The following is a 26,237-nucleotide window of genomic DNA, read 5'->3' as shown; positions in this document are numbered from 1 at the left end:
CCTTAGGCTGGGGCGGTGAGCACCCTCCGCCCCGCGCTGCTGACCGACCACTACGAGCTGACCATGGTCAGCGCGGCACTCAAGGACGGCACCGCCGACCGCCGCTGTGTCTTCGAGGTGTTCAGCCGTCGGCTGCCCACTGGCCGGCGGTACGGCGTCGTCGCCGGCACCGCCCGGCTGATCGAGCTGATGCGCGACTTCCGGTTCGACCCGGCCGAGGTCGACTTCCTGCGCCGCACCGGAGTGGTCGACGAGGCGGCGGCGGCCTGGCTCACCAACTACCGCTTCACCGGTGACATCGACGGGTACGCCGAGGGTGAGCTGTTCTTTCCCGGTTCGCCGATCCTGACGGTCTCCGGCGGTTTCGCCGAGTGCGTGGTGCTGGAAACGGTCGCGCTGTCCGTCCTCAACCACGACTGCGCGGTGGCGGCCGCCGCAGCGCGGATGGTCACCGCCGCCCGAGGTCGTGCGCTGATCGAGATGGGGTCGCGCCGGGCACACGAGGAGGCGGCCGTGGCGGCGGCGCGAGCCGCGTACCTGGCCGGCTTCCGGTTCACCTCCAACCTCGCCGCCGGCGAGCGCTACGGCATCCCCACGGCGGGCACGGCGGCGCACGCGTTCACCCTTCTGCACGACGACGAGCGGGCGGCGTTCGCCTCGCAGGTCGCCACGCTGGGCAGGGACACCACGCTGCTGGTCGACACGTACGACATCTCGCAGGGCATCCGCAACGCCATCGCGGTGGCCGGACCGGAGTTGCGGGCGGTCCGGATCGACTCCGGCGACCTGGCGGTGATCGCGCAGCAGTCCCGGGAACTGCTCGACTCCCTGGGTGCCACCGAAACCAAGATCATCGTCTCGGGTGACCTGGACGAGTACTCGATCGCCGCCCTGGCCGCCGAGCCGGTCGACATGTACGGCGCGGGTACGGCGGTGGTCACCGGCTCCGGAGCGCCCACCGCGGGCCTGGTCTACAAGCTCGTCGAGGTGGACGGCCGGCCGGTGGTGAAGCGCTCCGAGCACAAGGCCACCATCGGGGGGCGCAAGGTGGCGGTCCGCCGGCACAAGCCCACGGGCACCGCCACCGAAGAGATCATCGTCCCCCAGGGCGTGCCCGACCGGCAGGCCAACGACCGGACGCTTCAGCGTTCGTACGTGGTCGATGGCGAGCCCGTGGCCCTGCCCACCCTCGACGAGTCCCGGGAGCACCTGCGGGAGTGCCTCATCTCCATCCCGTGGGAGGGGCTGAAGCTCTCCGCCGGTGACCCCGCCGTGCCGGTCACCGTCGTACCCGCCGGCTGAACCGGGAGCACGATCGAGCCCTTGGGCGCATCCCGTCGTTAGGCAGAACGGAGCTTCCAGCGACAGGTTAGGGCGGGCCACCATGCCATCGACGCGGCGCGTACTCATCGCGATGCTGCCAATCTTGACGATGGTGAGCACGCCGGCGGCAGCGCAGTCGCACAGGCCAGTGGTCCCGGCAGAGGTTCCTCCCTGGCCGGTCGTCACGAGCATCGACCCCTCGGAGGGCCCCGAGTCGGGCGGGCAGCAGGTCCTCATCCGGGGGGCAAACTTCGGGAACGGCACCTACCTGATCGTGACGTTCGGCGACACACGGGCGCCCGATCCGCAGTACAACCCCGACGGATCGGTGAGCGTGCTGACACCACCGCATCCAGCCGGGGTGGTGCTGGTGAGGGTGGACACCGGGATACCGAACGGCTCCGGCAAGTCCTACACCTACCTGCCGGACACCGACGAACCAGAGGCCCAGCCGCCACCCGCCAACCCCGGGCCGGCACCGAGCGTCCAGCCGCCACCCGCCAGCCGTCCGGGCGCGTAGGCTTGCCGGGCGACCCGGCCGGGCCCGCGCTCGTTTGAGGCCCCGGCAGCCGACCCCCGAAGGAGCGCTCCGGTGGGCACTGCCCTGATCATCGTGGACGTGCAGAACGACTTCTGCGAGGGCGGCTCGTTGGCCGTCGCCGGCGGGGCGGGGGTGGCCTCGGGCATCTCCCGGCTGCTCGCCAGCGAGCCGGACCGGTGGACACACGTGGTCGCCACCAAGGACTACCACGTCGACCCGGGTGCGCACTTCGGCGATCCGCCGGACTTCGTGGAGTCGTGGCCCCGGCACTGCGTGGTCGGCACGAGCGGCTCGGAATTCCACCCGGAGCTGGAGACCGGGCCGGTCGAGGCGATCTTCCACAAGGGCGAGCACGCCGCGGCGTACTCCGGCTTCGAGGGGCACGCCGACGACGGCGAGTGCCTGGCCGACTGGCTGCGGCGGCACGACGTGGACCGGGTCGACGTGGTCGGCATCGCCACCGACCACTGCGTCCGCGCCACCGCGCTCGACGCCGCCCGCGAGGGCTTCGCCACTACGGTCCTGCTGGAGCTGACCGCTGCGGTCGCCCCGGAGACCACCGACGTGGCGCTGCGCGCGATGGACGGCGCCGGGGTGGTCCTGCACGGTGAGCCTGTGATCAGGGCCGCATGAGGCGGTAATTGGTTGGCCAACGGTCCGCCATCCGTCGAGGATGTCGCCGGAGGTACGGACCAACGTGAACATCAAGCCTTACCGGACAGCGCTCGCCCTGCCCGGCCTGCAGTCACTGCTGCTGGTCGCCGTCCTCGCCCGCATTCCGCTCACGGCCACCGGGGTCACGCTGACCTTCCACGTGGTGCTCGACCTGGACGGGAGTTACGGCGCGGCAGGCCTCGTGGGTGCCGCGATCACGGTGGGCGCGGCGATCGGCGGGCCACTACTCGGCCGTCTGGTCGACCGACGCGGCCTGCGTCCCGTGCTGGTGCTCACCGGGATCGCCGAGGCGGTGTTCTGGACCACCGCGCCGTCGTTGGCGTACCCACTGCTGCTGCCGGCCGCCTTCGTGGCCGGCTCGTTGGCCCTGCCCATCTTCTCGGTGGTCCGCCAGTCGATCGCCGCGCTGGTCCCGGAAGATCAACGGCGGCCGGCGTACGCGTTGGACTCCATGTCCGTCGAGCTGTCCTTCATGATCGGCCCAGCGCTGGCGGTGGCCCTGGTCACCGCCATCTCGGCGCAGACCACCATGTATCTCGTCGGTGGCGGCATCGCCGCCGCAGGCACCGCCCTGTGGTTCCTGAACCCGCCGATCCGTGGCGCGGCCGAGCCGGTCGGCCCACGACGCCAGGTGCCCCGCCGGGAGTGGCTGACGCCCCGCCTGCTCGCCGTACTGGCGGTCAGCACCGCCGCCACCCTGGTCCTCGGGGGTACCGACGTGGCGGTGGTCGCCGTCCTGCGCGCCAGCGGCGAGGTCGGCTGGACCGGCGTGGTGCTGGCCTGTTGGGCGATCGCCTCGTTGGTCGGCGGCTTCGCCTACGGCGCCGTGCACCGCTCGCTGTCGCCGCTGGCGCTCACCGCAGCGCTCGCGCTCTGCACCATCCCCGTCGGGCTGGGCGGCGCACACTGGTGGCTGCTCTCTCTCGCGCTGATCCCGGCCGGTGCGCTCTGCGCGCCGACCATCGCGGCCTCCGCCGACGCCGTCAGCCGGCTCGCCCCGCCCGAGGTACGCGGTGAGGCGATGGGCCTGCACGGCTCAGCCGTCACCGTCGGCATCGCAGTCGGCGCGCCACTCGCCGGCGCAGTGATCGACGCCAGCGCCCCGCTGTGGGGCTTCGTGGTGACCGGGGCGCTCGGCGCTCTGGTCACCCTGGCCGTGCTCCCCATCGAACTGCGCCGCCGACGCAACGCCGACGCGGTCACTCCACCTCCGGTCGAGGCCGACCTCACCCCCGTCAGCCACTAGCCAGGCGGATCAGACCCCCGAGCGCGTTGGCTGCTCGCCAGCCCGCCCGCCCGCCGACGAGACTCCGTGGCCAGTCCCACCCCGACACCCCGACACCCCGACACCCCGACACCCAGCACCAAGATCCGAACAACTTCCCTGATGTTGCTGCTTCACGGGCATGAGAGGCAGCAACATCCCTGATGTTGCGTGGATCTTGCCGGCAGGGCACACCCACGAGCCAGAAAGCCCCACGTTCCGCGCGCCGATCTTGCACAAACTGTCGCCGATTCGCCAGCTTTGACCCGTTTGGTGATGACAGAAAGTGCAAGATCGACGCGGAGCATGGGTGCGCGCGGAGCATGGGTGCGCGCGGAGCACGGGTGCGCGGAGCACGGGTGCGCGGAGCACGGGTGCGCGGAGCACGGGTGCGCGGAGCACGGGTGCGCGGAGCACGGGTGCGCGGAGCATGGGTGCGCAGGGCACCCAGGGCCAGGGTAGGCACGGGGTGGGGGTAGCGCGACGGGCGCCGCTCCCGGTGTTCCGGGGGCGGCGCCCGTCGTACAGGCTCAGTCGAGCGTCAGTGCCGGTCGATGTTGCTGGCGGTGTCCTCGGTGTAGGTGGCGCCGCCGTCCGACTCGCTGGTGAGCGGCTTCGCGCCACCCTCCGGCGGGCCGGCCACGCTCTGGCCGGCGGCCAACTCCGGGAACTTCATGTCGAATGCCGGGCGCTCGGAGCGGATTCGCGGCATCCGGTCGAAGTTGCGCAGCGGCGGCGGGCTGCTGGTCGCCCACTCCAGCGAGTTGCCGTGACCCCAGGGGTCGTTGACCTCGACCACCGGGCCGGTCTTGTACGACTTCCAGCAGTTGTAGATGAACGGCAGCGTGGAGATACCGGTGACGAACGCGCCGATCGTGGAGATCGTGTTCAGCGTGGTGAAGCCGTCGCCGGGCAGGTAGTCGGCGTACCGGCGGGGCATGCCCTCGGCACCCAGCCAGTGCTGCACCAGGAAGGTGGTGTGGAAGCCGATCATGGTGAGCCAGAAGTGCACCTTGCCCAGGCGCTCGTCGAGCATCCGGCCGAACATCTTCGGGAACCAGAAGTAGATGCCGGCGAAGACGGCGAACACGATGGTGCCGAAGAGCACGTAGTGGAAGTGCGCGACCACGAAGTACGAGTCCGACACGTGGAAGTCGAGCGGCGGGCTGGCCAGCAGCACACCGGTGAGACCGCCGAAGAGGAAGGTGACCAGGAAGCCGACCGCCCAGAGCATGGGCGTCTCGAAGCTGATCTGGCCCCGCCACATGGTGCCGATCCAGTTGAAGAACTTCATGCCGGTCGGCACCGCGATCAGGTAGCTCAGGAAGCTGAAGAACGGCAGCAGGACCTGACCGGTGGCGAACATGTGGTGCGCCCAGACGCTCATGGAGAGCGCGGCGATCGCGACGGTCGCGGCGACCAGGCCCTTGTAGCCGAAGATCGGCTTGCGGGAGAAGACCGGGATGATCTCGCTGATGATGCCGAAGAACGGCAGCGCGACGATGTAGACCTCGGGGTGCCCGAAGAACCAGAACAGGTGCTGCCAGAGCATCGGTCCACCGGTCGCCGGGTCGTACACGTGGGCGCCGAGGATGCGGTCCGCGGCCAGCGCGAACAGGGCGGCGGCCAGCAGCGGGAAGACCAGGATCACCAGGAGGCTGGTGACCAGGATGTTCCACGTGAAGATCGGCATCCGGAACATGGTCATACCGGGCGCACGCAGGGTGAGCACCGTCGTGATCATGTTCACCGCGCCGAGGATCGTGCCCAGGCCGGAGATGGCCAGACCCATGATCCACATGTTGGCGCCGACGCCGGGCGAGTGCTCGACGCTGCTCAGCGGCGCGTACGCGAACCAGCCGAAGTCGGCCGCGCCGCCCGGAGTGAGGAAGCCGGCGGTCGCGATCGTGCCGCCGAACAGGTACAGCCAGTAGGCGAAGCTGTTCAGGCGGGGGAAGGAGACGTCGGGCGCGCCGATCTGGATCGGCACGATGTAGTTCGCGAAGGCGAACACGATCGGCGTCGCGAAGAACAGCAGCATGATCGTGCCGTGCATCGTGAAGAGCTGGTTGTACTGCTCGGGCGACAGGAACTGCAGCCCGGGTCGGGCCAGCTCAGCCCGCATGACCAGGGCCATCAGGCCACCGATCAGGAAGAACGCGAACGCGGTGACCATGTACATGATCCCGATCTGCTTCGCGTCCGTGGTACGCAGCAGCCGCGCGATGGCCGACCCCTTGACCGGCTCCCGGACCGGCCAGGGCCGGGTCACGACCGGCTTGGGTGCGACGGTGGTCACGAGTGGCCTCCGGTTCTCGGTTGTCCCGCTCGGCTCACGCTGGTTATTCGGCGGGCCGTCATCCGCAAGGAGGATAGTCCCCGGCAGGTCGCAGCGCCGCGTGGGGTGGCGTGACACGATCTACAACGGGCCTACAGCGGGCCGACCAGTAACCGGTAGTGCTCCCCGAAGATCCGTCCGCCGCGTCCGCGCAGCAGCGGGTCGCGCAGCGCCGGCGGCACGTCCCTGGTCCGGTCGCGGTCCCGGGTACGGTCGGCCACCCATCGGGTACGCGGGCGACGACGACTCTCGTACGCCATCAGCGCTGCCTCCACGCTGCCGGCCGCGCGCAACGATTCGGCCAGCACCACGGCGTCCTCGAGAGCCATCGCCGCACCCTGCGACAGGGTCGGCGCGGTGGCGTGCGCAGCGTCGCCGACCAGCAGTACCCGCCCCCGGTGCCAGCGACCCAGCTCGACCTCGTCGGTGATCCCGACGTGCACCTGGTCGAGCGTCTCCAGCACCTCGGGCACCGGACCGCGGTAGTCGGCGAAGAGTTCCCGCAGCCGGGCGAGGGGGTCGGCGGGCGGCTCGTTGCCCGCCTCGTCGGCGTAGCAGTGCAGTCGACCCTCCCCGATGGGCACGAGCAGCAGGCCGCAACGCTGCCCGAGCAGGGCGGTCCAGTCGGTGACCGTCGGCCCGTCCCGGAGGACGGCCCGGTAGACGACGTGCCCGGTCGGGCGGGGCGGCCCGCCGAGCGCGGCCAGGGTCCGGACCGACGAACGCGGTCCGTCGGCACCGATGACCAGGTCGTACTCGGTGTGGGTGCCGTCGGTGAAGGTGACGCCGACGGCGCCCGGGAGCAGCTCGAGCGTGCGGACCTCGGCGCCGTGCCGGACGGCGCCGCCGGCGCCGCTGAGCAGCACCCGGTGCAGGTCGCTGCGGGGCAGCGCCCGGCACTCACCGACGCCGGCCCAGAGCACGTCGAGGTCGACCTCGCAGAGCGGGGCCCCGGCGGCGTCGAAGAAACGCTGCCGGCGGATCACCTGCCCGAGGGGGCGGACCGGATCGTGCAGGTCCAGCCGGTGCAGCGCGCGGGCGGCGTTGCCGGGCAGGTAGAGGCCGACCTCTGTCGACTCCCCCACCGGCAGCTTGTCGGTCACGTCCGGCCGGAAGCCCGCCAGGCGCAGGGCCCGGGCCACGGCCAGGCCGGCGATGCCCGCGCCGACGATGAGAATGCGCAGGGGGGAGCTACGCATGGTGGTGTACGCCTCCGGAGGGGAACGGCACGCGTTGGAGGCAACACGCTACTCGGAGCGATCGGTGCGCACCAGAGCCTGATTGGCCCGCCCGGACGGCTCCTCAGCCGTCCGCGTCGCTCAGCTGGCCGGCCGTCGACGCCCATTCGGCGGGTGCGTGGCATTCCTCACAATTCACCAGTTTGTCGCGGACGTTATTCAGTGCCCTCGATCCATGCCCGGGGGCAGGGCGCAACCGCCAAGTGGCGGGTCGGAGACCGTCCGACCCGCCACTTGGGCGTCTACCCCGAGGTGCTCATCCGCAGTCGCGGGCTGGTACTGCTACGACACGGGCTCCTTGACGACCTGGGAGTTGTACAGGGCCAACACCTGCGCGTCCGTCATGGCGCCCTGGTAGGTGGCGACATCGTCGACCCGACCGAACATCGGGTTGAAGTTGCCCCAGCCACTGCCCACCCGCAGTGGACCGTTCGCCTGCCAGGGCTGCCAGGCCGCGCTGAACGGAACAGCAGACGGCTTCTGGCCGCCCGGAGCCACATACAGATCCCCGTCGACATACAGCCTCAGCTGGCGCTGGCCGACGTCCGACACACCGACCAGATGGTGCCAACTCGTGTCCACGTCCAGAGCGGGCGTGACCGCGATGGTGGGATCAGCACCGCCGTCGGGCGTAGCGGCGTCCTTCAGAATCTTGAACTTCCACTCGCCGCCGTTGGCGGGCAGGTAGTAGAGGTAGAAGCCGTTGTTGACGGTGGCTTCCTGGGACAGCACGAACTGCGTCACGTCGGTCCGGTCCAACTTCACCCACGCCGACACCGTGAACGACTGGTCGGTCCGGACCACCGGCGTCTGCTGCCAGACCGTGTACTGGTTGCCCTGCGAGTCCGGCGCGGTGACCCCGCTCTTGTACGCCGACCGGGCCCACTCCCGCGTGACCTCGGTCGACCCGGTCTGCTCCGGGTAGAACGAATCGTCGAGGCCGAGGCCGAGGCCGTTGTCCCTGTTGCCTGCGACGTCCACGTCAGCGCCTCGTTGCAGAGCCAGGTAGCGATTGAAGCCGGTGCTGTCCGGGGCTTCGCACGCGTCAGCGAGGTCCTGGATGAAGCACACTGCGGCCCCTGCGAAGCTCCACTGCCCGACCAGGACCGGTGCCAACATGCCCGGCTCGTCGACGCCACCGGAGTTGCCGTCCGAGGCGAGCTGGCCGGTGAAGTCACCGCTCACCACCACCCGGTCGAAGATCTGCACATCGGCCAGGTTGCCCTGCCACCACGTGCTTCCCGACCGGCCGACCAGGACGGGCCATGCGGCGTCGTTGAAACCTGTGACGCCCGAAACCGTCGCCTCCGCCTTGCCGTTGACGAAGAGCGTCAGAGTGTGTTCTGCGGCGTCGAAGGCCGTCGTGAGGTGGGTCCAGACTCCGACCTGCGGAACTGAGCTGGACCGGGCGTTCCACCAGGTGACTGAGCTCCCCGACGTGGCCGAGGGCATCTGGGCCAGCCATCTGTCGGTGCTCTTCTGGTACTGGAAGTACAGCGAGGCATTGCCGACCGCGTCCTTCGTCAGGACCGTCCGGTCCGCAGACTTGTCGGTCAGCCGGACCCACGCGGCGACGGAGAAGCTCTTCGCGGTGTTCAGTGCAGCAGCCGTCGCGATGAGGGACGACGACGTTCCGTTGAAGCCGGCGGACTCTCCGCCGAGCAGCCGGACGTCCCGAGTCCAGCCGATGTTGGTGGGCGTGAGCGGTGTGTCACCACCGAGCGCCGGTTGACTGTCCGCGACCGCCTGCGACTGATTCTGCCCTGGATAGCTCTCCAATCCCCACCGGGCGACAGCCGGACTCGCCCGTCCGACGAGGAACTCCCTGCTGCCATAACCCTCGTTGAAGGTGGCGTCGACCGCGGACACAAAGAGAACGTTCCGGCCGTACTTCGGCGCGGTGAGCGTGATCGTGGCGCTCTTCGGCGTGCCACTGGCCGCGATCGTGGTGGTGGGCCCGGTCCAGCCGTACTTGAAGGTGGTCACGTCGGTGGCACTGGACTCGATCTTGAAGGTTCCCGGCTGGCCCGGTCCGGTCGGCGCCGAGACGACCGTGACCGTGACCGGCGGCACGGTCGTGTCGACCTTGAACTGACACCAGGCCGACCACGGACTCCACTGCCAGTACGGCGAGGGATCCTGCACGGCTACCCGGAACGCGAACGTCTTGTTCTTGGCTGCGCTCACCGCGGCCGTGGTTCCCCGACCGTTGGCCGGCGCGGAGACCTTGGGTGGAGGGGTTAGTCGGGCAGGGTAGGTGTCCGTGAGCGTGCCGACGCCCCCTGCGGGCACCTCGACCCATTCATAGGTGCCGACCAGCGCCTGCGTGGTGTCGGCATCAGGGTGGATGGCGGAGAAAGTAGGTGTCAGGGTGCCGGTGGTCATCACGCCCGATGCCGGGCAGGCCACCCCGGCGAGCTGGAGGTTGCTCGGCGTACCCGGCCGGGAGTCGTAGTCCACGATGAGCTTCGCCTTGCTCGGCAGGAACTTCTTCCAGCGGTCCTGGGCGGTCTCCCAGGCGCCGTCCTGGTTGCAGGCGCAGAAGCCGATGGTGATGCTGTTCCAACTGCCCGTCGCGGCGGTCTGCACCTGACTGGTGACGATCGAACCGGTGAAGTTCATGGTCATGTCGGGTTGCGGCGAGTCGGAACAGCCGCTGCCCTTGTTGGCGTGCCCCTCGGCCGAGTCCAGCCAGGTCTTGAGCTTCATGGACGAGAACGACGCCTTCATCGTCGCGTTGATCACCGGAGTGAGGTACATGTGGGTCCAGGTGTTCCCGCACGACCACGAGTGGTACAGGCTCATCTGCACGTAGGCCGACTCGATGTGCTTGCCCTTCAGGGACACCACGCCGTTGGTCGTGGGGAACTCGAAGAACGAGCGGAACCGCGACCCGACACACGGTCCGTCGGGGCTGTACCCGACCCGTGCCACCCCGTAGTCGGTATTGGTGCAGCCGTCACTCGTCGCGTAGGCCCACTTCGACTTCCCCACCGACCATGTCGGGTCGACATAGACGGGGTAGGTCGCGGAGCGGAGCAGATCGGCGTCCGGCACGAGCGTCAGCCCGCGGCCGTCCATCCGAACCACCACTGGCGCGGTACGAGCACCGTCCCCGGCTGCCACCGCATCGGACTTCAGCAGCGCTGACTCCTGCGCGGTGGACGTCGTGCGGGCCGGGCGCGACGAGTCCCACATCACGGCCCGTTCCGCGGATGCGATCGGAGTGGTTCCGACGGAAGCGCGCAGCGAGCCGTTGTCCAGCAGGGAGATCTCCGCGTCCCCTCCGGATTTCAGCGCGATGGCTCGTACGGCCGGATTGGAAGCGGCCTCCGGGGTCTTCAGCACCAACACGTGCGTGAAGCCGGTGTGGGTGGCGCGGACGACGAGGTCGACGTCCGGCAACACGCCCGAATAGGTTGCGGAGTCGCCGGTCACCACCGGCGCGGGCAGGCGGCCGGGCCAGGAGAGCGTCATCGTGCGGCCAGCCCGCCGCAGAGTCACGAGTGGTGTGCTGCCACCGCCGGAGAAGGCCACGTCCGCCACTGACGCGGCCGGTCGCAGCAGGCCGTCACCCGCCTTGCCCAGCCGTAGATCCACCTCGGCCCACCGGCCGTCGGCACGGCGGGTGCGCTGCGGTTCCACCGCCGTCTCCAGCCGCAGCCGGCCATCCGGCTGCGCCACGACCTGGGTGTACTCCGAGCGTGAGGCATCGACCGCGACCGGTCGACCGCAGGCCATCGCGGTCTTGACCGCGTCCTCCTCGGACGTCTTCGTCGCCGCACAGGCTGGTGCGGCGTGAGCGGGTGCTGGCGCCGGGCCGCCGATGGCCACCACGCCGGTCGCGGCGGTCATCGCCACGACGGCGATACCTGCCACTTCACCGCGTATCCGCCGTGGCCGAATTCCTGCCCACCCGAATCTGGGCAGCGTCCATTGTCTCGCCATCGCAGCACTCCCCCGTGTCCGTTGGTGATCAGCGGAACGCATAGAGGCGCGGGCAGGCCAACAATCAGCCGTTCAGCGCTGCGCCGGGGCACGGTTCGGCAGGGACCGGACAACCTGTGGCGGTCAGTTCGGCACCCCCTCACCCGGCATGCGCGCGCGCTCGACGTGAACGCCGCCGTTGCGGAGGGCTTCGATTCATGTCAATGTAAGTTGAGCGTGGGAGCGCTCCCGCACACCACCCCACCACCCTGAGACCCGCCTTCGGAGTCAAGGAGCATCATGCGCCGTCCCTTAAGGTCCATCGTGGCCGCTGGCCTGCTGGCCGCCGGCACGATCGTCGCCGTCGCCGTCGGCGGCAGCGCCTCCGCCGACACACAGATCTGCGAACAGTACGGCTCGACAGTCATCCAGGGTCGCTACGTCGTGCAGAACAACCGCTGGGGCACCACCGCCCAGCAGTGTCTCAACGTCACCAGCAACGGCTTCGAGATCACCACGCAGAACGGCAGCAGCCCCACCAACGGCGCGCCCACGGCGTACCCGTCGATCTTCCTCGGTTGTCACTACACCAACTGCTCCCCCGGCACGAACCTGCCGATCCAGGTGAGCCAGATCAGCAGCGCTACCAGCAGCATCTCCTACCGGTACGTCGGCGGCGCCACCTACGACGCGGCGTACGACATCTGGCTGGACCCGTCGCCCAAGCGCGACGGGGTGAACCAGATGGAGATCATGATCTGGCTCAACCGGCAGGGTCCGATCCAGCCCATCGGCTCGGTGGTCGGCACGACCAACCTGGCCGGCCGGACCTGGGAGGTCTGGCGGGGCAGCAACGGCTCCAACAACGTCATCTCGTACGTCGCGTCGTCGGCGATCTCCAGCCTGAACTTCAGCGTCATGGACTTCATCAACGACACCCGCAACCGGGGCGCGATCACGAACTCCTGGTATCTGACCAGCATCCAGGCCGGCTTCGAGCCGTGGCAGGGTGGCGTCGGTCTCGCGGTGACCTCGTTCTCGGCCAACGTCAACGGCGGCGGGGGCAACCCCACCAACCCGCCGCCGACCACCCCGCCGCCGGGCGGCAACTCGGGCTGCGCGGTGAAGTACACGGCCAACTCGTGGAACAACGGCTTCACCGCCGACGTGCAGATCACCAATACCGGATCCAGCGCGATCAACGGCTGGACGCTCAGCTACAGCCTGCCCAGCGGGCAGACGGTCACCAACGCCTGGAACGCCACGGTGAGCCAGAGCGGGTCCGCGGTAACCGCCCGGAACGTGAGCCACAACGGGTCCCTCGCCCCCGGCGGTACGGCCAGCTTTGGCTACCAGGGGACGCTGAACGGGTCGTACTCGTCCCCGAGCAGCTTCTCGCTCAACGGGAGTACCTGCTCGCGTAGCTGATCCGACACCCCGACGGCGGGGGCGTGACCTGGACGGTCACGCCCCTGCCGGAGTGAAAGAATCACGCTTAACTATGCATTAATATTATCTCAGTACCTTCCGGAAGATGTCGGCTATAGCGTCATTTCGGCACGATGTCCCCTCGTCGATCGTCGTCTTCCTGATCGCGATCCCGTTGTCCCTGGGCATCGCCGCCGCCTCCGGAGCGCCCCTGCTGGCCGGGCTGGTCGCCGCCGTCGTGGGCGGGATGGTCGCCGGCGCGCTCAGCGGCGCGCCGCTCCAGGTCAGCGGGCCGGCCGCCGGGCTCACCGTGATCGTCGCGGGCACCATCGCCGAGTTCGGCTTCGCCGGCACCGCCGCGATCGTGACCGTCGCCGGGCTGCTGCAGATCCTGCTGGGCATCACCCGCCTCGGGCGGGCCGCGCTCGCCCTGTCGCCAACTGTCGTACACGGGATGCTGGCCGGCATCGGCCTGGTCATCGCGCTGAGCCAGGTGCACGTCGCGCTCGGCGGCGAGCCCCAGAGCTCCGCGTGGGCGAACCTGCGTGACCTACCCGGCCAGGTCGCCGACTACCACAGCGTGTCCGTGCTGCTCGGTGCTCTGACCATGACGCTGTTGCTGCTCTGGTCACGTCTGGTCAAGACCACCCTGCTGCCGGCGACCCTGGTGGCGGTGGTGGTCGCCACCGTGGTCGCGACGGCCGTGGGCGCCGACGTGGAGCGGGTGGATCTGCCCGCCGACCCGTTGGGCGCGCTCACCTTCGCCCGCTGGCCCGACTCACCGCTGTGGGAGGTCGTCCCGGCAGTCGTCACCATCGCCCTGGTGGCGAGCGTCGAATCTCTGCTCTCGGCGGTGGCCGTCGACCGGATGCACCACGGCCCACGGGCGAACCTCGATCGGGAACTCATTGCGCAGGGTGCCGCGAACGCCGTATCCGGGACGCTCGGCGGCCTCCCGGTCACCGGCGTCATCGTGCGCAGCTCGGCCAACGTCGCGGCCGGAGCACGCACCCGCGCCTCGACCATCCTGCACGGACTCTGGATCGCCGGATTCGTGATGGCCGGCTCGGTACTGCTGGAGATGATCCCGATGGCCGCGCTCGCCGCCGTCCTCGTGGTGGTCGGCCTGCGGCTGGTGAGCCTCGCCCAGATCCGCACGTACGCCCGGCACCGGGAGCTGCCCATCTACGTGGTCACCGCGGTCGGCGTGGCCGCGACCGACCTGCTCATCGGGGTCGGACTGGGCATGGCGACGGCGGCGCTCCTCATGGTGCGACGGCTGGCTCGGTGTGACATCCAGGTCACCGAGCCGAAGTCCGGCACCTGGCTCGTGTCGATCACCGGAACACTCGCGTTCGTCGCCTCCGGACGGCTCACCCGCCGACTCGCCGCACTGCCCCCGGGGCAGCAGGTCGAACTCGAACTACACCTGGACTACCTCGACCACGGCGCCTACGAGACCATCCGCGACTGGCAGGCGTCCTACACGCGGGCCGGTGGCACCGTCCAGGTCAGCGAGGTGCACGGCTCGTGGTTCCATCGCGCGGGCACCGACGGGCTCGGCACCGGCAAACGCCTCGTTCGGTGCCCGACCCAGGAGATGGTTCGGCACGAGTTGCCGCCGCCTCGATCCACTCCGATTCCGTGAGGTCGGGGCATTTCGCGCCGGGGACACCCCGACTTTCATGAAGTCGAGTCGATCAACCAGAGCCAGAGCCAGAGCGGGTCAGCGGAGGCCGCCTCCGTAGCCGAGGGCTTCGCGCAGGAGCGCGAGGACCGTGGCGCAGAAGGTGTCCTCGGTCGGAGCGGCATGGGAAACCAGCGTGAGGGTGGTCGCCACCGGCAGGGCCAGTTCGACACCGGTCCATCCCGACAGCGGACCATCGTCCGGGCCGCCCTCGCCTGCGACATTCACCTGCACCACCAGACTCCGATGAATCTCGTAGAAGAGTGCGACTGGCCCGGGGCCGTCCGACATGGGGGCGTATCCGCACTCCTGCCAATGCTCGTCCATCGACCCGTCGCGCGCGAACGTCAGCTCTCCGTGCGCCGGAAAGCTGGTGGCGTCGGCTAGGTCGGTAGTCGTCGTCCCCTCGCCGTCGTCGAAGCCGACGAGGGCGGACGGCCACAGTCGCCGCATGAGGTCGACGAACGCGGCCACGGCCGGCCGCGCGTCGAACGGCACCACGACGGGCGTGTCCACTCCAGTGATCTCCACGCACCACCCCGTTCATCCGCCGGCCCCGGGAGATCCTCCACCCTGCCGAGATCCACTCGGGATCCTTGACGTCGGGGCATCCTCGCAGAGGGACACCCCGACTTCCGGGAAGTCGAGTCGATCATGCAGGAATCCTCAAACCCGGGTCAGGCGTACGGCGTCGGCGATGACCAGGCCCGTCGCGTTGCTCCACCTGCTGACAGCCACCCGGTTGGCGTCCCCGGCCGGCAGGGTGAACGCGCCGAGGGTGCGCCACTGCCCGCCGGTCACCCGCTGGTCCACGTACACGGTCCTGTTGCCGGTGGTGGTGGCGACGATGTACGGGGTGGCGCTGTTGTAGCCGGTGTTCGTCGGCCACCACGCATCGACCCGGTAGGTGCCGGTCGCCGGCACGTTGAACCGGTACCAGGCCGGATCGCTGGCCGCGACCGGGTCGGCGTAGCGGTAGTCGGCGCCGTACCGCTGACTGGAGAACGTCGACACGCCCCAGTTCGCGCTTGCGGTGAAGCGGCCGGAGGTCGTGTTGTCAACGGTGGACGACCATGCCGTGCTGCCGCCGGCCATCTTCGTCGCGACGTCGGCGCGCATGACGTTCAGGTCGATGAAGGACGGGTCGATCTTGCCGGTGGTGCTGGTCTCCCGGTGGCCCCGGGCGTAGCTGCTGTCCCGGCCGAGGCGGGTGAGTACGGCGGCCGTCGCGGCGATCGACGAGTTGTACTGTGCGGCCGTCATCTCCTGGTCGACGCCGTTGTAGTCGATCTCCCACCCGATCATCAGGGTGTTGCCGTCGCCCGCGGGGATGGGCCCGCTGCCGCCGCTGACCCCGGCGTGGTTGCAGCGGCCGGCGGAGATGACGTGGAAGACGCCGTTGTAGTCGACAAGCGCCTGGCAGAGCGGGCCGGCCAGGTCGGAGCGACCGTTGATGCAGATGCCGAGCGCCGGGTGCGGGTTGCTGGCGCTGGAGGTCGAGGCCGTGTGGTGCCAGAGCACCCCGATCGGGTCGAAGGAGCCGGGCCGCATCCGGTTGAGCCAGTCACCCTCGACGACGACCTGGACCCCGGCGCCGCGCAACACGTCCACGAGCCACGGGATCGTGGCCATCAGGATTCGCCGAGCAGGTCGGCGAGGCACTCGGGGGCTTTCGGCGCGGCGCTCGCCGGGGTGGGCCGGACCACGACGGTGAGGGCGGCGGCCACCAGCGCGGGGATGCCGAGCACCCCGCGGCGGCGCAGACGGATGGACGGTGGTCGGGCCATGGCGATCCTCCAGCGAAGGCGGGTTCGAAACGGATCGACGAACGTGATGACGGCACGCTATACCGTCACGTGTGTCGATGTCGATAGCCTTCGCCGACAGGTCGCTGCTTGAAGGAATTCGCCGTATCAGGCGTCGCCGAGTGCGTCGATGTCGCGCATCTCCTCCGCCGTCAGAGAAAAGTGGAAGACGTCGAAATTGGCGGTGATCCGCTCCGGGGTCACCGACTTGGGGATCACCACGATCTCGTGGTCGATGTGCCAGCGCAGCACCACCTGCGCCGGAGACACGCCGTGGGCGGCGGCGATCCTGGTCAGCACCGGATCGCTGAGGTCGCTGGTCTTGAACGGGCTGTACCCCTCCAGCACCACCCCACGGTCCCGGTGCTCGGCGTGCCGCTGCCGGTCGTACAGCGCGGGACTCCACCGGATCTGGTTCACCGCCGGGTTCTCCTCGGTCGACTGGATCAGCTCGTCGATCTCGCCCGTGCTGTAGTTGCTGACCCCGACAGCCCGGGTCAGGTTCTCGTCCCGGGCGGCCAGCAACTCACGCCACAGCGGAATGCTGTCCGCTGGCGACGACGGCGGCCAGTGGATCAACCAGAGGTCCACCTGGTCGACGCCGAGCGCCTCCAGGCTTGCCTCCAACGTCTCGCGCTCCCGGCCGATCCGGTCCGGCGGGAGCTTCGTGGTGAGGAAGATGTCCTCCCGACGCAGCCCGCTCTCCCGGACCGCCCGGCCGACCTCGCGTTCGTTGCCGTAGACGGTGGCGGTGTCGAGGTGCCGGTAGCCGGTGTCGAGCGCGGCCAGCACGGCGTCGTAGCCCGCCTGACCGGTGGCCTGCCAGGTGCCGAAGCCGAGCAGGGGCATCTGCACGTCACCCGGGAGCGGGGCGGTGGGCTGGTCGCTGAGGTCCATGGGATCCGTTCTACCCCTCCGGGCCCCCGTACGCCGAGCGAACCGGACACTCCGGCAGCCAGCGCGATGGCCCGAATTGCCGGAGAATACGGGTGTGACGGACCGGCTGGACGAGTACCGACGCCGGCGCGACGCGGCCCGTACGCCCGAGCCGGTGCCCGCCCGGAGCCCCACGGCAGCCGATGCCGGCGGCGACACCGCCCGCTTCGTCATCCAGCAGCACCACGCCCGCAGCCTGCACTGGGACCTGCGGTTGGAGCACGAGGGCGTGCTCGCGTCCTGGGCGGTGCCACGTGGCCTGCCTCGCGACCCGGGCCGCAACCACCTCGCCGTGCACACCGAGGACCACCCGATGGAGTACCTCGACTTCTCCGGCGAGATCCCCGCCGGCGAGTACGGGGGCGGCCGGATGGTCATCCACGACCGGGGCACGTACCGCTGCGAGAAGTGGCGCGACGACGAGGTCATCGTGACGCTCTCCGGCGACCGCACCGACGGCCGGTACGCGCTGTTCGCCACCGGCGGCCGGGACTGGATGATCCGCCGCACCGATCCCGCGCCGCCGGGGTGGACGCCGATGCCCGAGCTCGTCCGCCCGATGCACGCCACGCCCGCCGCCAGGCTGCCGCGCGACGGCGCCGCCTGGGGGTACGAGCTGCGCTGGGACGGCGTCCGGGCACTGGCGTACGTCTCGGGTGGGCGGTTGCGGCTGCTCTCCGAGACCGACGAGGAGATCACCGGCGGGTACCCGTGGCTGCGCGCGATGGCCGAGGCCCTGGCGCCGACCGAGGCGGTGCTCGACGGCGTGCTCGTCCGCATCGACGGCTCAGCAAAGGTGCGTCCGGCCCGCCCGACCAGCGGGACGCGGGTCCCGACCGGTGCGCAGTTCCTGCTCGTCGACCTGCTGTGGTTGGAGGGCGTGAGCAGCGTCGACGTCCCGTACGCGCAACGCCGGGAACTGCTCGATGGGCTGGCGTTGGCCGGTACGCACTGGCAGACTCCGCCGTGGTTCTCCGGTGCCGGCGACGAGGCCCTGCGCACCGGGCGGGAGCAGGGGCTGCCCGGTGTGGTCGCCAAGCGGCTGGACTCGGTCTACCAACCGGGCCAGCGCAGCCGACGGTGGCTGAGCATCGACGCGGCCTGACGGCGAGGAGCGACGTGTACCTGACCCACCTGGACTGCCCGCGCTGCGGCCTGGAGTACGCCGCCGACACGGTGCAGAACCTCTGCGACTGCGGCTCCCCGCTGCTGGCCCGCTACGACCTGCCGGCTGTCGCGAAGGCAGTCACCCCGGAACGTTTTCCGCTGCGCCCGGCCGACCTGTGGCGGTACCGGGAGCTGCTGCCCGTCGCCGACCCTCGGCACGTCACCACGCTCGGTGAGGGCTGGACGCCGCTGCTGCGGGCACCCGCGTACGGCACCGAGATCGGCATCGCCGATCTGATGGTCAAGGACGAGGGGCTGATTCCGACCGGCTCGTTCAAGGCGCGTGGCGCGGCGGTCGGCGTGAGCCGCGCCCGCGAGCTGGGCGTGCAGCGGATCGCGATGCCGACCAACGGCAACGCCGGGTCGGCGTGGGCGACGTACGCCGCGCGCGCCGGGATGGGCGCCACGATCGTCATGCCGCTGGCCGCGCCGACCATCTGCCGGCGCGAGTGCGTGGCCGCCGGCGCCGACCTGCGCCTGGTGGACGGGTTGATCAGCGACGCCGGCCGGCGGGTGGCCGAGCTGATCGCCGAGTCCGACGGGGCGATCTTCGACGCCGGCACGCTGCGCGAGCCCTACCGGCTCGAGGGCAAGAAGACGATGGGGTACGAGATCGTCGAGCAGCTCGGCTGGCAGGTGCCCGACGTGATCATCTATCCCACGGGCGGCGGGGTCGGCCTGATCGGCATCCACAAGGCGCTGCACGAGATGCGCGAGCTGGGCTGGGTCGGCGACAAGCTGCCCCGGCTCGTGGCGGTCCAGTCGACCGGCTGCGCGCCGATCGTGCGGGCCTTCGCCGCCGGTGACTCCCGGGCCCGCCCGTGGGAGGACGCGCACACGGTGGCGTTCGGCATCACCGTGCCGTCGCCGCTGGGTGACGAGCTGATCCTGGCGGCGCTGCGGGCATCAGCCGGCACCGCCGTCGCCGTCGACGACGCGGAGATCCTGACCGACCTGCGGGACTTCGCCGCCCGGGAGGGGCTGCTGCTCTGCCCGGAGGGCGCGGCCTGCCTGACCGCCGCACGCCAGCTGCGTGCCGGTGGCTGGATTCGGGCTGGGGAACGGGTGGTGGTGCTCAACACCGGCGCGGGGTTGAAGTATCCGGAGACGGTCGACGTCTCCGGCGTACCCGTGCTGGCCTGAGCCGGCATCCCGCGTGGCGCGGGATGCCGGCGGGCCGCGCTACTGGTAGGTGATGTCGGACGGCGCGTAGAAACAGTTGACGCCGTCGGCGCCCTCGCCGATCTTGGTCGGCTCGCTGCCCTTGGGTACGCCCTTGTACTTGACGCAGATCGACGTCTCCCGGTCCGGGTCGCCGACGATCGTGACGCGGCTGAAGCGTGCGGTGTCGCCCCAGTTGGTGTTGATGCCGGCGATCGTGTCGGTGTCGCGGACGACCACGTTGTCGATCACCACGTGCCGCTGGTACGACGTGGAGCAGTTGCCGCAGGCCCGGTAGAGCTTCCCGGAGTTCTCCACCCGGAAGTTCCTGATGTAGACAGTGCCCGCGCCGTTGTGCTGGAAGACCTTGTCGCTGGCCGACCGCGCCCCGCCGCCGTCGACGGTGTACGTGGTGCCGCCCCGGAAGGTGGCCGCGTCCTCGCCGACGTCCTCCCACCACACGTTGACGAGCGTGCAGTTGCCCTCGCAGTGCACGCCGTCACCGGCGGGCGCACCGATGATCACGTTCCGCAGGGTGGCGCCGGCGGCCAGCTCGAACATCGGGTCCTGGCTTTCGCTCTGCCCGCCGTCGCCGATGCCGTAGTAGCGCCGGAGTCCACCGTCGAAGGTGCCGGAGACCGCAATCGTCGCGTCCACCTTCTGGCTGCTGGTGGGTGTCGGCCAGCCCGAGGGCGGCGGGGTGGTCGGGCCCGACGTGGTGGGCGGTGGGGTGCTGGTGGCCGGTGGTGTGGTCGGGGTGCCACCGCCGGACGAGTCGACCACCACGTCGTCGAAGCCGCCGCTGGCGTACGCGGTGACCAGACCGATCCGACCGGCGCCGACCAGGCTGTTGCTGCCGGAGGCGATCTGCGTGCCGTTGACGAAGCCGCGGATGGTGCTGCCACTGGCCTCGATGCGCAGGGTGTACCAGGTGCCGGCGGCGACGCCGAGCGACGCGGAGCCGATCGCGGTGATGCTGCTGCCGTTGACGGCCTGGAGTTCGGCCCGTCCAGAGCCGAGCAGGGCCAGGCGATACATCTTGGTGCTGCTGCTGGCCCGGGCGGCGAGCCCGACCAGGCCGCTCGACGAGCCGAAGCTCGTCGGCCGGACGCGGGCCTGCACGGAGTAGGTGGTCCACCCGGCGTCGCCGGCGAACTGCCGGGCCAGCTCACTGCCGGCGTTGGACTGGTTGAACACCCCCGCGCCGTCGACCGCCCAGGTGCCGCCGGACTTGGACCAGCCGGAGGCGTCGCCGTCGGTGAAGGTGTCGGTGAAGATGGTGGCCGCGAAGGCCGAGGTCATGCTGGCGGCGAGGGCCGCCACGGTCACGCCGGCGCACACCGCCAGCACCAGTGGTCGTCGTCTCCTGTGCACGGTTGTCCTCCTTGACGCGTGTGGTGGCGATCCGTGGATCCGAGCGCGCGGGGACGTGCCGGCACGGCGCGCGGCCTCGAAGGCGGGATCGGTGTGCCCCATCGGATGCCCGGATCCGACAGCGGGGTGAAGCGGGACGAAAGCCGTGGGAAAGGGCTTTCCCCGCCTCTTCGAGGCTAGGACTGGGCACGCATCAGCGTCAATGCCTGGCGCTTGCAGGTCTGTTGCAGGATTTCGGCGGGCCGATCAGAAGCTGTTCGGCTCGGTCAGCCGCCAGGCCGCGTTGATCAACCCGATGTGGGACAGCGCCTGCGGCATGTTGCCGAGCTGCGCGCCGGTGGACAGGTCGATCTGCTCACTGAACAGGCCGACGTCGTTGGCGTGGCCCACCACGCGTTCGAACAGCTCCTCGGCCCGCCGTGGCTCACCCGCCATCACCAGGCACTCCACCAGCCAGAACGAGCACAGCAGGAACCCGGCCGGGTCGCTCGTCCAGCGTCGGACGAGCCCGTCCTCCGTACCCAGCTCGCGCTCCACCATCTCGATGGTCGACCGCATCCGCGGATCGGTCGCCGGCAGGAAGTGCGCCACCGGCAGGGCGAGCACCGAGGCGTCCAGCTCCGCCGAACCGAACGAGCCGGTGAACGCACCGATCCGGTCGTTCCACCCCTCGCGCAGCACCGCCTCGCGGATCTCGTCGCGCACCGCGGCCCAGCGACGCGGGTCGGCCCGCTCACCGAGCCGGTCGGAGAGTCCGACGGCCCGATCCAGGGCCAACCAGCAGGAGACCTTCGAGGAGAGGTAGTGCCGCTCCTCCTCCCGGGTCTCCCAGATGCCCCGGTCCGGCAGGTGCCAGGTCGCCGCCACCTGCTCGGCCAGCCCGAGCACCATCTCCCGCAACTCCCCGTCGAACGTCGTACCGAGGTGGTCGCGCAGCCTCCACACCGCCGACAGCACCTCGCCCGGCACGTCGAGCTGCCGCTGCTTCCAGGCGTCGTTGCCGACGCGCACCGGCCGGCTGTCGTGGTATCCGCGCAGGTGGTTGCAGTGGTGCTCGGAGATGTCCCGTTCGCCCTCCAGTCCGAAGAGCACCGGCACCGGTTCGTCGCCGAACTGGCCGATCGAACGGGCCACCCAGGCGAACAGTCTCGACGCCTCGTCCGGGCAGGCAGCCACCCAGAGCGCCCGCATCGTCAGCGAGAAGTCCCGCAACCAGGAGTAGCGGTAGTCGTAGTTGCGGTCGCCGCCGATCTGTTCCGGCAACGAGCTGGTCGACGCCGCCGCCACCGCGCCGCTGCGGGCGTACGTGAGGCCGGACAGCACCGTGGCACTGTGTCGGACCAGCTCCGGGTACCGCCCCGTGTACCGGTGCGACTGCCGGAACGCCTCCCACGCTCGCGTCGTGTCCGCGAGCACGGTCAGCGGGTCCAGTCGGACCGGCGGCTTCCCGTACGACTGCCCGAACGCCACGTCGATCCCCACCACCTGACCGGTCGAGACCTCGAACTCGTGGGTCACCCGGTCGCGGCCCGCCCGCAGTGGCATACCTCCGACGCGCAGCACCAACGTCACCGGGCCGGCATCGGCCACCACCGCCCCGTCGGGCTGCTCGTGCAGGTACGGCGTGAGCAACCCGTACTCGGGGCGGGGGGCGAAGTCCAGCGCCATCCGTACCCGCCCGGACAGTCCCTCGACCACCCGGATGAGCACGGCGGGCGAGTTCATGCCCAGTTCGTGCGCACGGGCGCCGTCCTCGGCGGCGAGCGCGTCCGTCACCGACACGCTGCCGTGCGGCGTGTGGTGCACCGTCCGCAGCACGAGCGTGTCCGGTCGGTACGCCCGCTCGACGCGGTAGCCCGGGCCACCGACGCCGACCGGCGCCAACCGGAAGTGCCCGCCGTCCGGGTCGAGGAGCCGTCCGAAGACGGACGCGCCGTCGAACCGGTCCGGGCACCACCAGTCGATCGAGCCGTCGAGGTCGACCAGCGCTCCGGAACGGGAGTCCGAGAGGAACCCGTAGTCGGAAATCGGCGGCTGCGTCACCAGCCGCGCGTACCCACAGCGACCCGGTTCAGGCCGGCGTCACGCGGTGGGCGGCTCGTCCTCGCCGGCCTCCTCGGCCCTGTCGGCCTCCTCCTTGGTGTGGTGCACGGCCTGGTCGGCGTGCTCCGGAGGACCGTAGACGGTGTAGAGGACGAGCGGATTCGGGCCGGTGTTGACGAAGTTGTGCTTCGTGCCGGACGGCACGACGACCAGGTCGCCTGCGACGACCTCCCGCTTCTCACCGGCGACTCGGGCCTCACCCGTCCCGCTGACGAACGTCAGGATCTGGTCGATGCCCTCGTGCACCTCCTCGCCGATCTCCCCGCCCGGCGGGATGGTCATGATCACCAGCTGGGTGTGCTCGCCGGTCCACAGCACCCGCCGGAAGTCGGGGCTCTTCTCGGCGACGGTCGCGATCGTGAAATGCTCCATGGCCCGGTCATACCCCGTTCGATCACGCGTCACGCCGGGACTGGCAGATGGTGGAATTCCCCACGCTCGACAGGTTTGAGTCCGCGCCCAGCGGGGATCGTCAACTCCGACCGGCGCGAACGGCCGGTCGAGCCAGGTCCCCGCTGGCGTACCGCCGAACGGCTGCGGTGGTGGGAGACGGCCAGAGCGCGGCGACGTTGCGACCACGGTCGAAGCGGCGCCGCGCGCTCGTTTCCGCGTATGCCCCAGAGGTCGCGGTGTACACGGCAGGCGTCGCGGTGTACGTCTCAGGCGTCGCGGTGCAGCCAGGCGAGAAGATCCGGTGGGGCCAGCGCCCGCGCCCGCTCCTCGTAACGGGCCAGACCGGCCGGGTCCAGCAGGTCGCGCCCCTGACCCGAGCCGCCCCGACGGAAGAACGCCCGGCGGTCCCGCAGGACGCCCAGCGTGTCCGGGGCGAGCTGATCGGCACGCTCCCGCATCCGGCCGAAGGTGGCCGCCTCGACCAGATCGGGCCACCGCCCGGCGGGCACCGCGACACCCCACCGGTCGGCCAGAAGGCGCATCTGGCCACCCAGGTCGGCGCGAAGGTCGTCGTAGTGCACCAGTTCGACGTTCGGCTCGTGCCGGCGCGCCCAGGCGTCGCCCAGGTGCCAGAACACCCCGGGCAGCGAGTCCAGCTCGACGCGCGGGTCCACCTCGTGGTCGATCCAGCTCGGCAGCCACGCCGCGAGCGGCGGACGGACCCGCGGCGGCCCCGCCGGCGCGGGCTGGCCGGTCAGCTCGGCGACACGGGCACGGTCCAGGTTGCCGGCCTGGTGATAGAGGGAGACCGCCATGTCCAGCGGATGCCGCGCCACCACCACGTAGTGCGCCCGGGGATCGAGCGGTACCCCGTCCAGCGGAGTGTGCGTCTTGACGAACCGGCGGTGCGGCTGGGCGGCCAACCGCTGATACACCACGTCACGTGGCTCACCGAGCCAGTCCAGCCAGGGCGACAGCTCGGACAGCGGCGCCGGCAGCTCCGGGGTGCCCAGCACCAGCAGCGCGCAGATCATCTGCATCCAGGTGGTGCCGCTCTTGGAACGGGTGCTGATCACGATGTCGCCGGCACGGAACGGAAAGCCGACCCAGCGGGCGCTGTCCTCGTCGTCGGAGCGGTAACGGTGGGGCGACGTGGACATCGGGCGAGCGTAGTCGCCGAACCGACAGCCAGACAGCAGATTTTCGGTACCAGAAGTGGGGAGGCATGCGAATGCCTGACTAGATTGAAGTATGGTGCCCGCCCACGGGGGCCGGGCAGTGGCACCGGTCTACCGCCCCATCCTCGCCAGCCGCCGACGCGGCGAGCTGGAGGCGTTGAATCACCTCGATCCGGCGGCTGCCCCGCTCGTCGCCCCGATCCTGGAGGTCAGCGCGGTCGACCGTTCCATCTCCGACGCCCTGCGTCGGCTGCCGACCGGCCTGCTACCGGCCGTCGACGTGACAGCCCTGCCCGACTCGACCGACACCGAGCTGGCCCGGTGGGGCGTACCGCTGATGCCCGTCGTGGGGCTCGCGGAGAGCGAGCGGCGGCTCATCGCGCACGGTGCGGCAGCCCGGGCGTACGCGCGGCGGGCGCTGGTCCGGGTGCGGGTCGCGCACGACCGGGCTGGTCCGGACGCGGACACGACCGCCGTGGAGCGGATCTGGCGGTACACCGGCCTCGCGCCGGAGGAGTGCGATCTTCTGGTGGACGCGGGTGACGTCTGCTGCCCGGCGGACGTGCGGGTGGCGGAACCACGGGTACGCCGGCTGCTGGACTGGGCCCGTCGCCACGCCTGGTGCTCGGCGACGGTGGCGGCGGGCGGTATGCCTCCGACGCTGTCCCGGTTGCCCACCGACGAGCCGGTGCGGCTGGGACGCTGGGACTGGCAGCTCTGGCAGCGGCTGGCGGACGTCGGCGTCGACTACGGCGACTACGGCGTCGGCTCGGCGCTGCCCGACTCGGGCGACGCCGGCGACCGACTGCCCACGGTTCGCTACACCGCCGAGGACGGTTGGTGGGTCTACCGCTGGTCGCGCCGGGGCGGCCGGGGCGACGAGCGCTTCGCCGACCTGTGTCGCACGCTGGTGGCGACATCGCACTGGTCGAGCGCCGGAGCGGCGTTCTCCTGGGGCGACCACGAACTGCTGCGGCGCGCACGCCGCGGGGCGGGGGCCGGGTCACCCGCCAACTGGACGGCGTGGAGCACGTCGCACCATCTGGCGCACGTGCTCGCCGCGCTGCTCCGGCCCGACGACACCGACGGGCCGGGCTGGCGCCCGCCGCCGGGCCCGCCGCAGCGAGGGCGATCGCTGCGGTGAGACCCCTTCGGGGCGCGTGTCTACTGCTTCTCGGTGAAGCCGAACTGGATGATGCCCTCGTCGTCGACGGTGGCATCCACCGATGCTTCGCCGAGCAGTTCGGCGGCGTCGGGGTCGAGGAAGATCCGCGCGCCCTGGTTGTCGACGACCTGGTCGCCCTGCTCCGGCTCGGGCACCAGCTCCACGGTGAGCGATCCGGCGTCGGTGTCGGCCGCGATCCGTACGCCACCGTCCTGGGCCACGTCCTGTTGGCTGGCGAGGTCACGGATGACGAGCACGGCGTTGTCGGTCATGGTGAGCATTGGTGGAACTCCTCGTGGTTTCTCGGCTCGCGGTCGGTTGTCGCGCAGACCGGACAATCGGCCCGCGTGCGAGCACGCGTGGGAGGCGACGGGAGGGACGGACGGTCATCGCCGTCGCATCGAATCGGGGCGGCTGAGAGGCCCCTTCTCTGCCCACCGTGCCCCGTGCCCGGCGATCCGTCAAATAGAGCGGAGTCAGTCGAGCGCTCGCTCCCTGCCTGGTCACGAACCTGATTTGCCCGCTAGCGGGCGG

21 protein-coding genes are annotated in these 26,237 nt (G+C 70.5%); 9 read left to right on the top strand and 12 right to left on the bottom strand.

The genetic code is table 11. The features are described 5' to 3' along the window. Window positions 1-15 precede the first annotated feature (15 nt). The 4 genes from ABZV06_RS10875 (at window position 16) to ABZV06_RS10860 (ending at window position 3,785) form a co-directional block, all read left to right on the top strand. Complete coding sequence (locus ABZV06_RS10875; RefSeq protein WP_355232834.1) at window positions 16-1,302, top strand: nicotinate phosphoribosyltransferase; 1,287 nt, start codon at window positions 16-18, stop codon at window positions 1,300-1,302. Window positions 1,303-1,414: 112 nt separating this feature from the next. Then, a complete protein-coding gene (locus tag ABZV06_RS10870; protein WP_355232833.1) occupies window positions 1,415-1,843 on the top strand; it encodes an IPT/TIG domain-containing protein in 429 nt (142 codons plus the stop codon). A 72-nt stretch (window positions 1,844-1,915) separates the two neighbouring features. After that, a complete protein-coding gene (locus ABZV06_RS10865; RefSeq protein WP_355232832.1) occupies window positions 1,916-2,497 on the top strand; it encodes an isochorismatase family protein in 582 nt (193 codons plus the stop codon). Between the two features lie 40 nt (window positions 2,498-2,537). Next, window positions 2,538-3,785 carry an MFS transporter gene (locus ABZV06_RS10860; protein ID WP_355620413.1) on the top strand — a complete coding sequence of 416 codons (1,248 nt, stop codon included), beginning with the start codon at window positions 2,538-2,540 and terminating at the stop codon, window positions 3,783-3,785. Window positions 3,786-4,344: 559 nt separating this feature from the next. Here ABZV06_RS10860 and ctaD read toward each other — a convergent pair. The 3 genes from ctaD to ABZV06_RS10845 all read right to left on the bottom strand — a co-directional run bounded on the left by ctaD (window position 4,345) and on the right by ABZV06_RS10845 (window position 11,234). After that, the gene (gene ctaD / locus ABZV06_RS10855) at window positions 4,345-6,102 is read right to left on the bottom strand and encodes a cytochrome c oxidase subunit I (RefSeq protein WP_355232830.1); all 1,758 of its coding nucleotides are present in this window, start codon (window positions 6,100-6,102) and stop codon (window positions 4,345-4,347) included. A gap of 131 nt (window positions 6,103-6,233) precedes the next feature. Beyond that, window positions 6,234-7,340, bottom strand: a complete 1,107-nt coding sequence (locus ABZV06_RS10850; protein WP_355232829.1) for an FAD-dependent monooxygenase — start codon at window positions 7,338-7,340, stop codon at window positions 6,234-6,236. A gap of 321 nt (window positions 7,341-7,661) precedes the next feature. Then, complete coding sequence (locus ABZV06_RS10845; protein WP_355620410.1) at window positions 7,662-11,234, bottom strand: LamG domain-containing protein; 3,573 nt, start codon at window positions 11,232-11,234, stop codon at window positions 7,662-7,664. A 372-nt stretch (window positions 11,235-11,606) separates the two neighbouring features. On the opposite strand from ABZV06_RS10845, the gene ABZV06_RS10840 reads away from it, so the two are divergent. Together ABZV06_RS10840 and ABZV06_RS10835 are read left to right on the top strand one after the other, a co-directional pair. Continuing rightward, complete coding sequence (locus ABZV06_RS10840; protein ID WP_355232826.1) at window positions 11,607-12,734, top strand: cellulose binding domain-containing protein; 1,128 nt, start codon at window positions 11,607-11,609, stop codon at window positions 12,732-12,734. Window positions 12,735-12,840: 106 nt separating this feature from the next. Then, window positions 12,841-14,382, top strand: a complete 1,542-nt coding sequence (locus tag ABZV06_RS10835) for a SulP family inorganic anion transporter (protein WP_355620407.1) — start codon at window positions 12,841-12,843, stop codon at window positions 14,380-14,382. Window positions 14,383-14,460: 78 nt separating this feature from the next. Here the strand turns inward: ABZV06_RS10835 and ABZV06_RS10830 are convergent, their stop codons facing one another. The 4 genes from ABZV06_RS10830 to ABZV06_RS10815 form a co-directional block, all read right to left on the bottom strand. Then, window positions 14,461-14,937 (bottom strand): hypothetical protein, encoded by a 477-nt coding sequence (locus ABZV06_RS10830; protein ID WP_355620404.1) that lies wholly within the window; start codon window positions 14,935-14,937, stop codon window positions 14,461-14,463. 150 nt (window positions 14,938-15,087) lie between these two features. Beyond that, a complete protein-coding gene (locus tag ABZV06_RS10825) occupies window positions 15,088-16,053 on the bottom strand; it encodes an N-acetylmuramoyl-L-alanine amidase (RefSeq protein ID WP_355620401.1) in 966 nt (321 codons plus the stop codon). Further along, a complete protein-coding gene (locus tag ABZV06_RS10820) occupies window positions 16,053-16,208 on the bottom strand; it encodes a hypothetical protein (RefSeq protein WP_355232822.1) in 156 nt (51 codons plus the stop codon). Before ABZV06_RS10820 ends, ABZV06_RS10825 begins: the two co-directional genes overlap by 1 nt. Before the next feature lie 126 nt (window positions 16,209-16,334). Beyond that, window positions 16,335-17,123, bottom strand: coding sequence for an aldo/keto reductase (locus ABZV06_RS10815; RefSeq protein ID WP_355232821.1), 789 nt, complete (start codon window positions 17,121-17,123; stop codon window positions 16,335-16,337). A 94-nt stretch (window positions 17,124-17,217) separates the two neighbouring features. On the opposite strand from ABZV06_RS10815, the gene ABZV06_RS10810 reads away from it, so the two are divergent. Together ABZV06_RS10810 and ABZV06_RS10805 are read left to right on the top strand one after the other, a co-directional pair. Further along, complete coding sequence (locus ABZV06_RS10810) at window positions 17,218-18,267, top strand: DNA polymerase ligase N-terminal domain-containing protein (RefSeq protein ID WP_355232820.1); 1,050 nt, start codon at window positions 17,218-17,220, stop codon at window positions 18,265-18,267. Between the two features lie 14 nt (window positions 18,268-18,281). Next, entirely contained in the window at window positions 18,282-19,472 is a 1,191-nt protein-coding gene (locus ABZV06_RS10805; protein WP_355620398.1) for a threonine synthase, read from the top strand. A gap of 39 nt (window positions 19,473-19,511) precedes the next feature. Here ABZV06_RS10805 and ABZV06_RS10800 read toward each other — a convergent pair whose 3' ends face one another. From ABZV06_RS10800 to ABZV06_RS10785, 4 genes are all read right to left on the bottom strand, one after another. Next, a complete protein-coding gene (locus ABZV06_RS10800; protein WP_355232818.1) occupies window positions 19,512-20,864 on the bottom strand; it encodes a pectate lyase in 1,353 nt (450 codons plus the stop codon). A 246-nt stretch (window positions 20,865-21,110) separates the two neighbouring features. After that, window positions 21,111-22,907 (bottom strand): glycoside hydrolase family 15 protein, encoded by a 1,797-nt coding sequence (locus ABZV06_RS10795; RefSeq protein WP_355232817.1) that lies wholly within the window; start codon window positions 22,905-22,907, stop codon window positions 21,111-21,113. 39 nt (window positions 22,908-22,946) lie between these two features. After that, window positions 22,947-23,339 (bottom strand): cupin domain-containing protein, encoded by a 393-nt coding sequence (locus ABZV06_RS10790; protein ID WP_355051904.1) that lies wholly within the window; start codon window positions 23,337-23,339, stop codon window positions 22,947-22,949. 287 nt (window positions 23,340-23,626) lie between these two features. Then, entirely contained in the window at window positions 23,627-24,520 is an 894-nt protein-coding gene (locus ABZV06_RS10785; protein ID WP_355620395.1) for a sulfotransferase domain-containing protein, read from the bottom strand. A 91-nt stretch (window positions 24,521-24,611) separates the two neighbouring features. Here ABZV06_RS10785 and ABZV06_RS10780 point away from each other — a divergent pair, with 91 nt between their 5' ends. Then, window positions 24,612-25,682, top strand: coding sequence for a hypothetical protein (locus ABZV06_RS10780; protein WP_355620393.1), 1,071 nt, complete (start codon window positions 24,612-24,614; stop codon window positions 25,680-25,682). A gap of 20 nt (window positions 25,683-25,702) precedes the next feature. Here ABZV06_RS10780 and ABZV06_RS10775 read toward each other — a convergent pair whose 3' ends face one another. Continuing rightward, window positions 25,703-25,984 carry an adhesin gene (locus tag ABZV06_RS10775; RefSeq protein ID WP_355232814.1) on the bottom strand — a complete coding sequence of 94 codons (282 nt, stop codon included), beginning with the start codon at window positions 25,982-25,984 and terminating at the stop codon, window positions 25,703-25,705. Window positions 25,985-26,237 lie beyond the last annotated feature (253 nt).

The sequence above is a fragment of the Micromonospora sp. NPDC005172 genome (assembly GCF_040608555.1).
Taxonomy (GTDB): domain Bacteria; phylum Actinomycetota; class Actinomycetes; order Mycobacteriales; family Micromonosporaceae; genus Micromonospora.
Note: the sequence above shows the minus strand (reverse complement) of the source record. Positions and strands in the feature narration are given on the sequence as shown.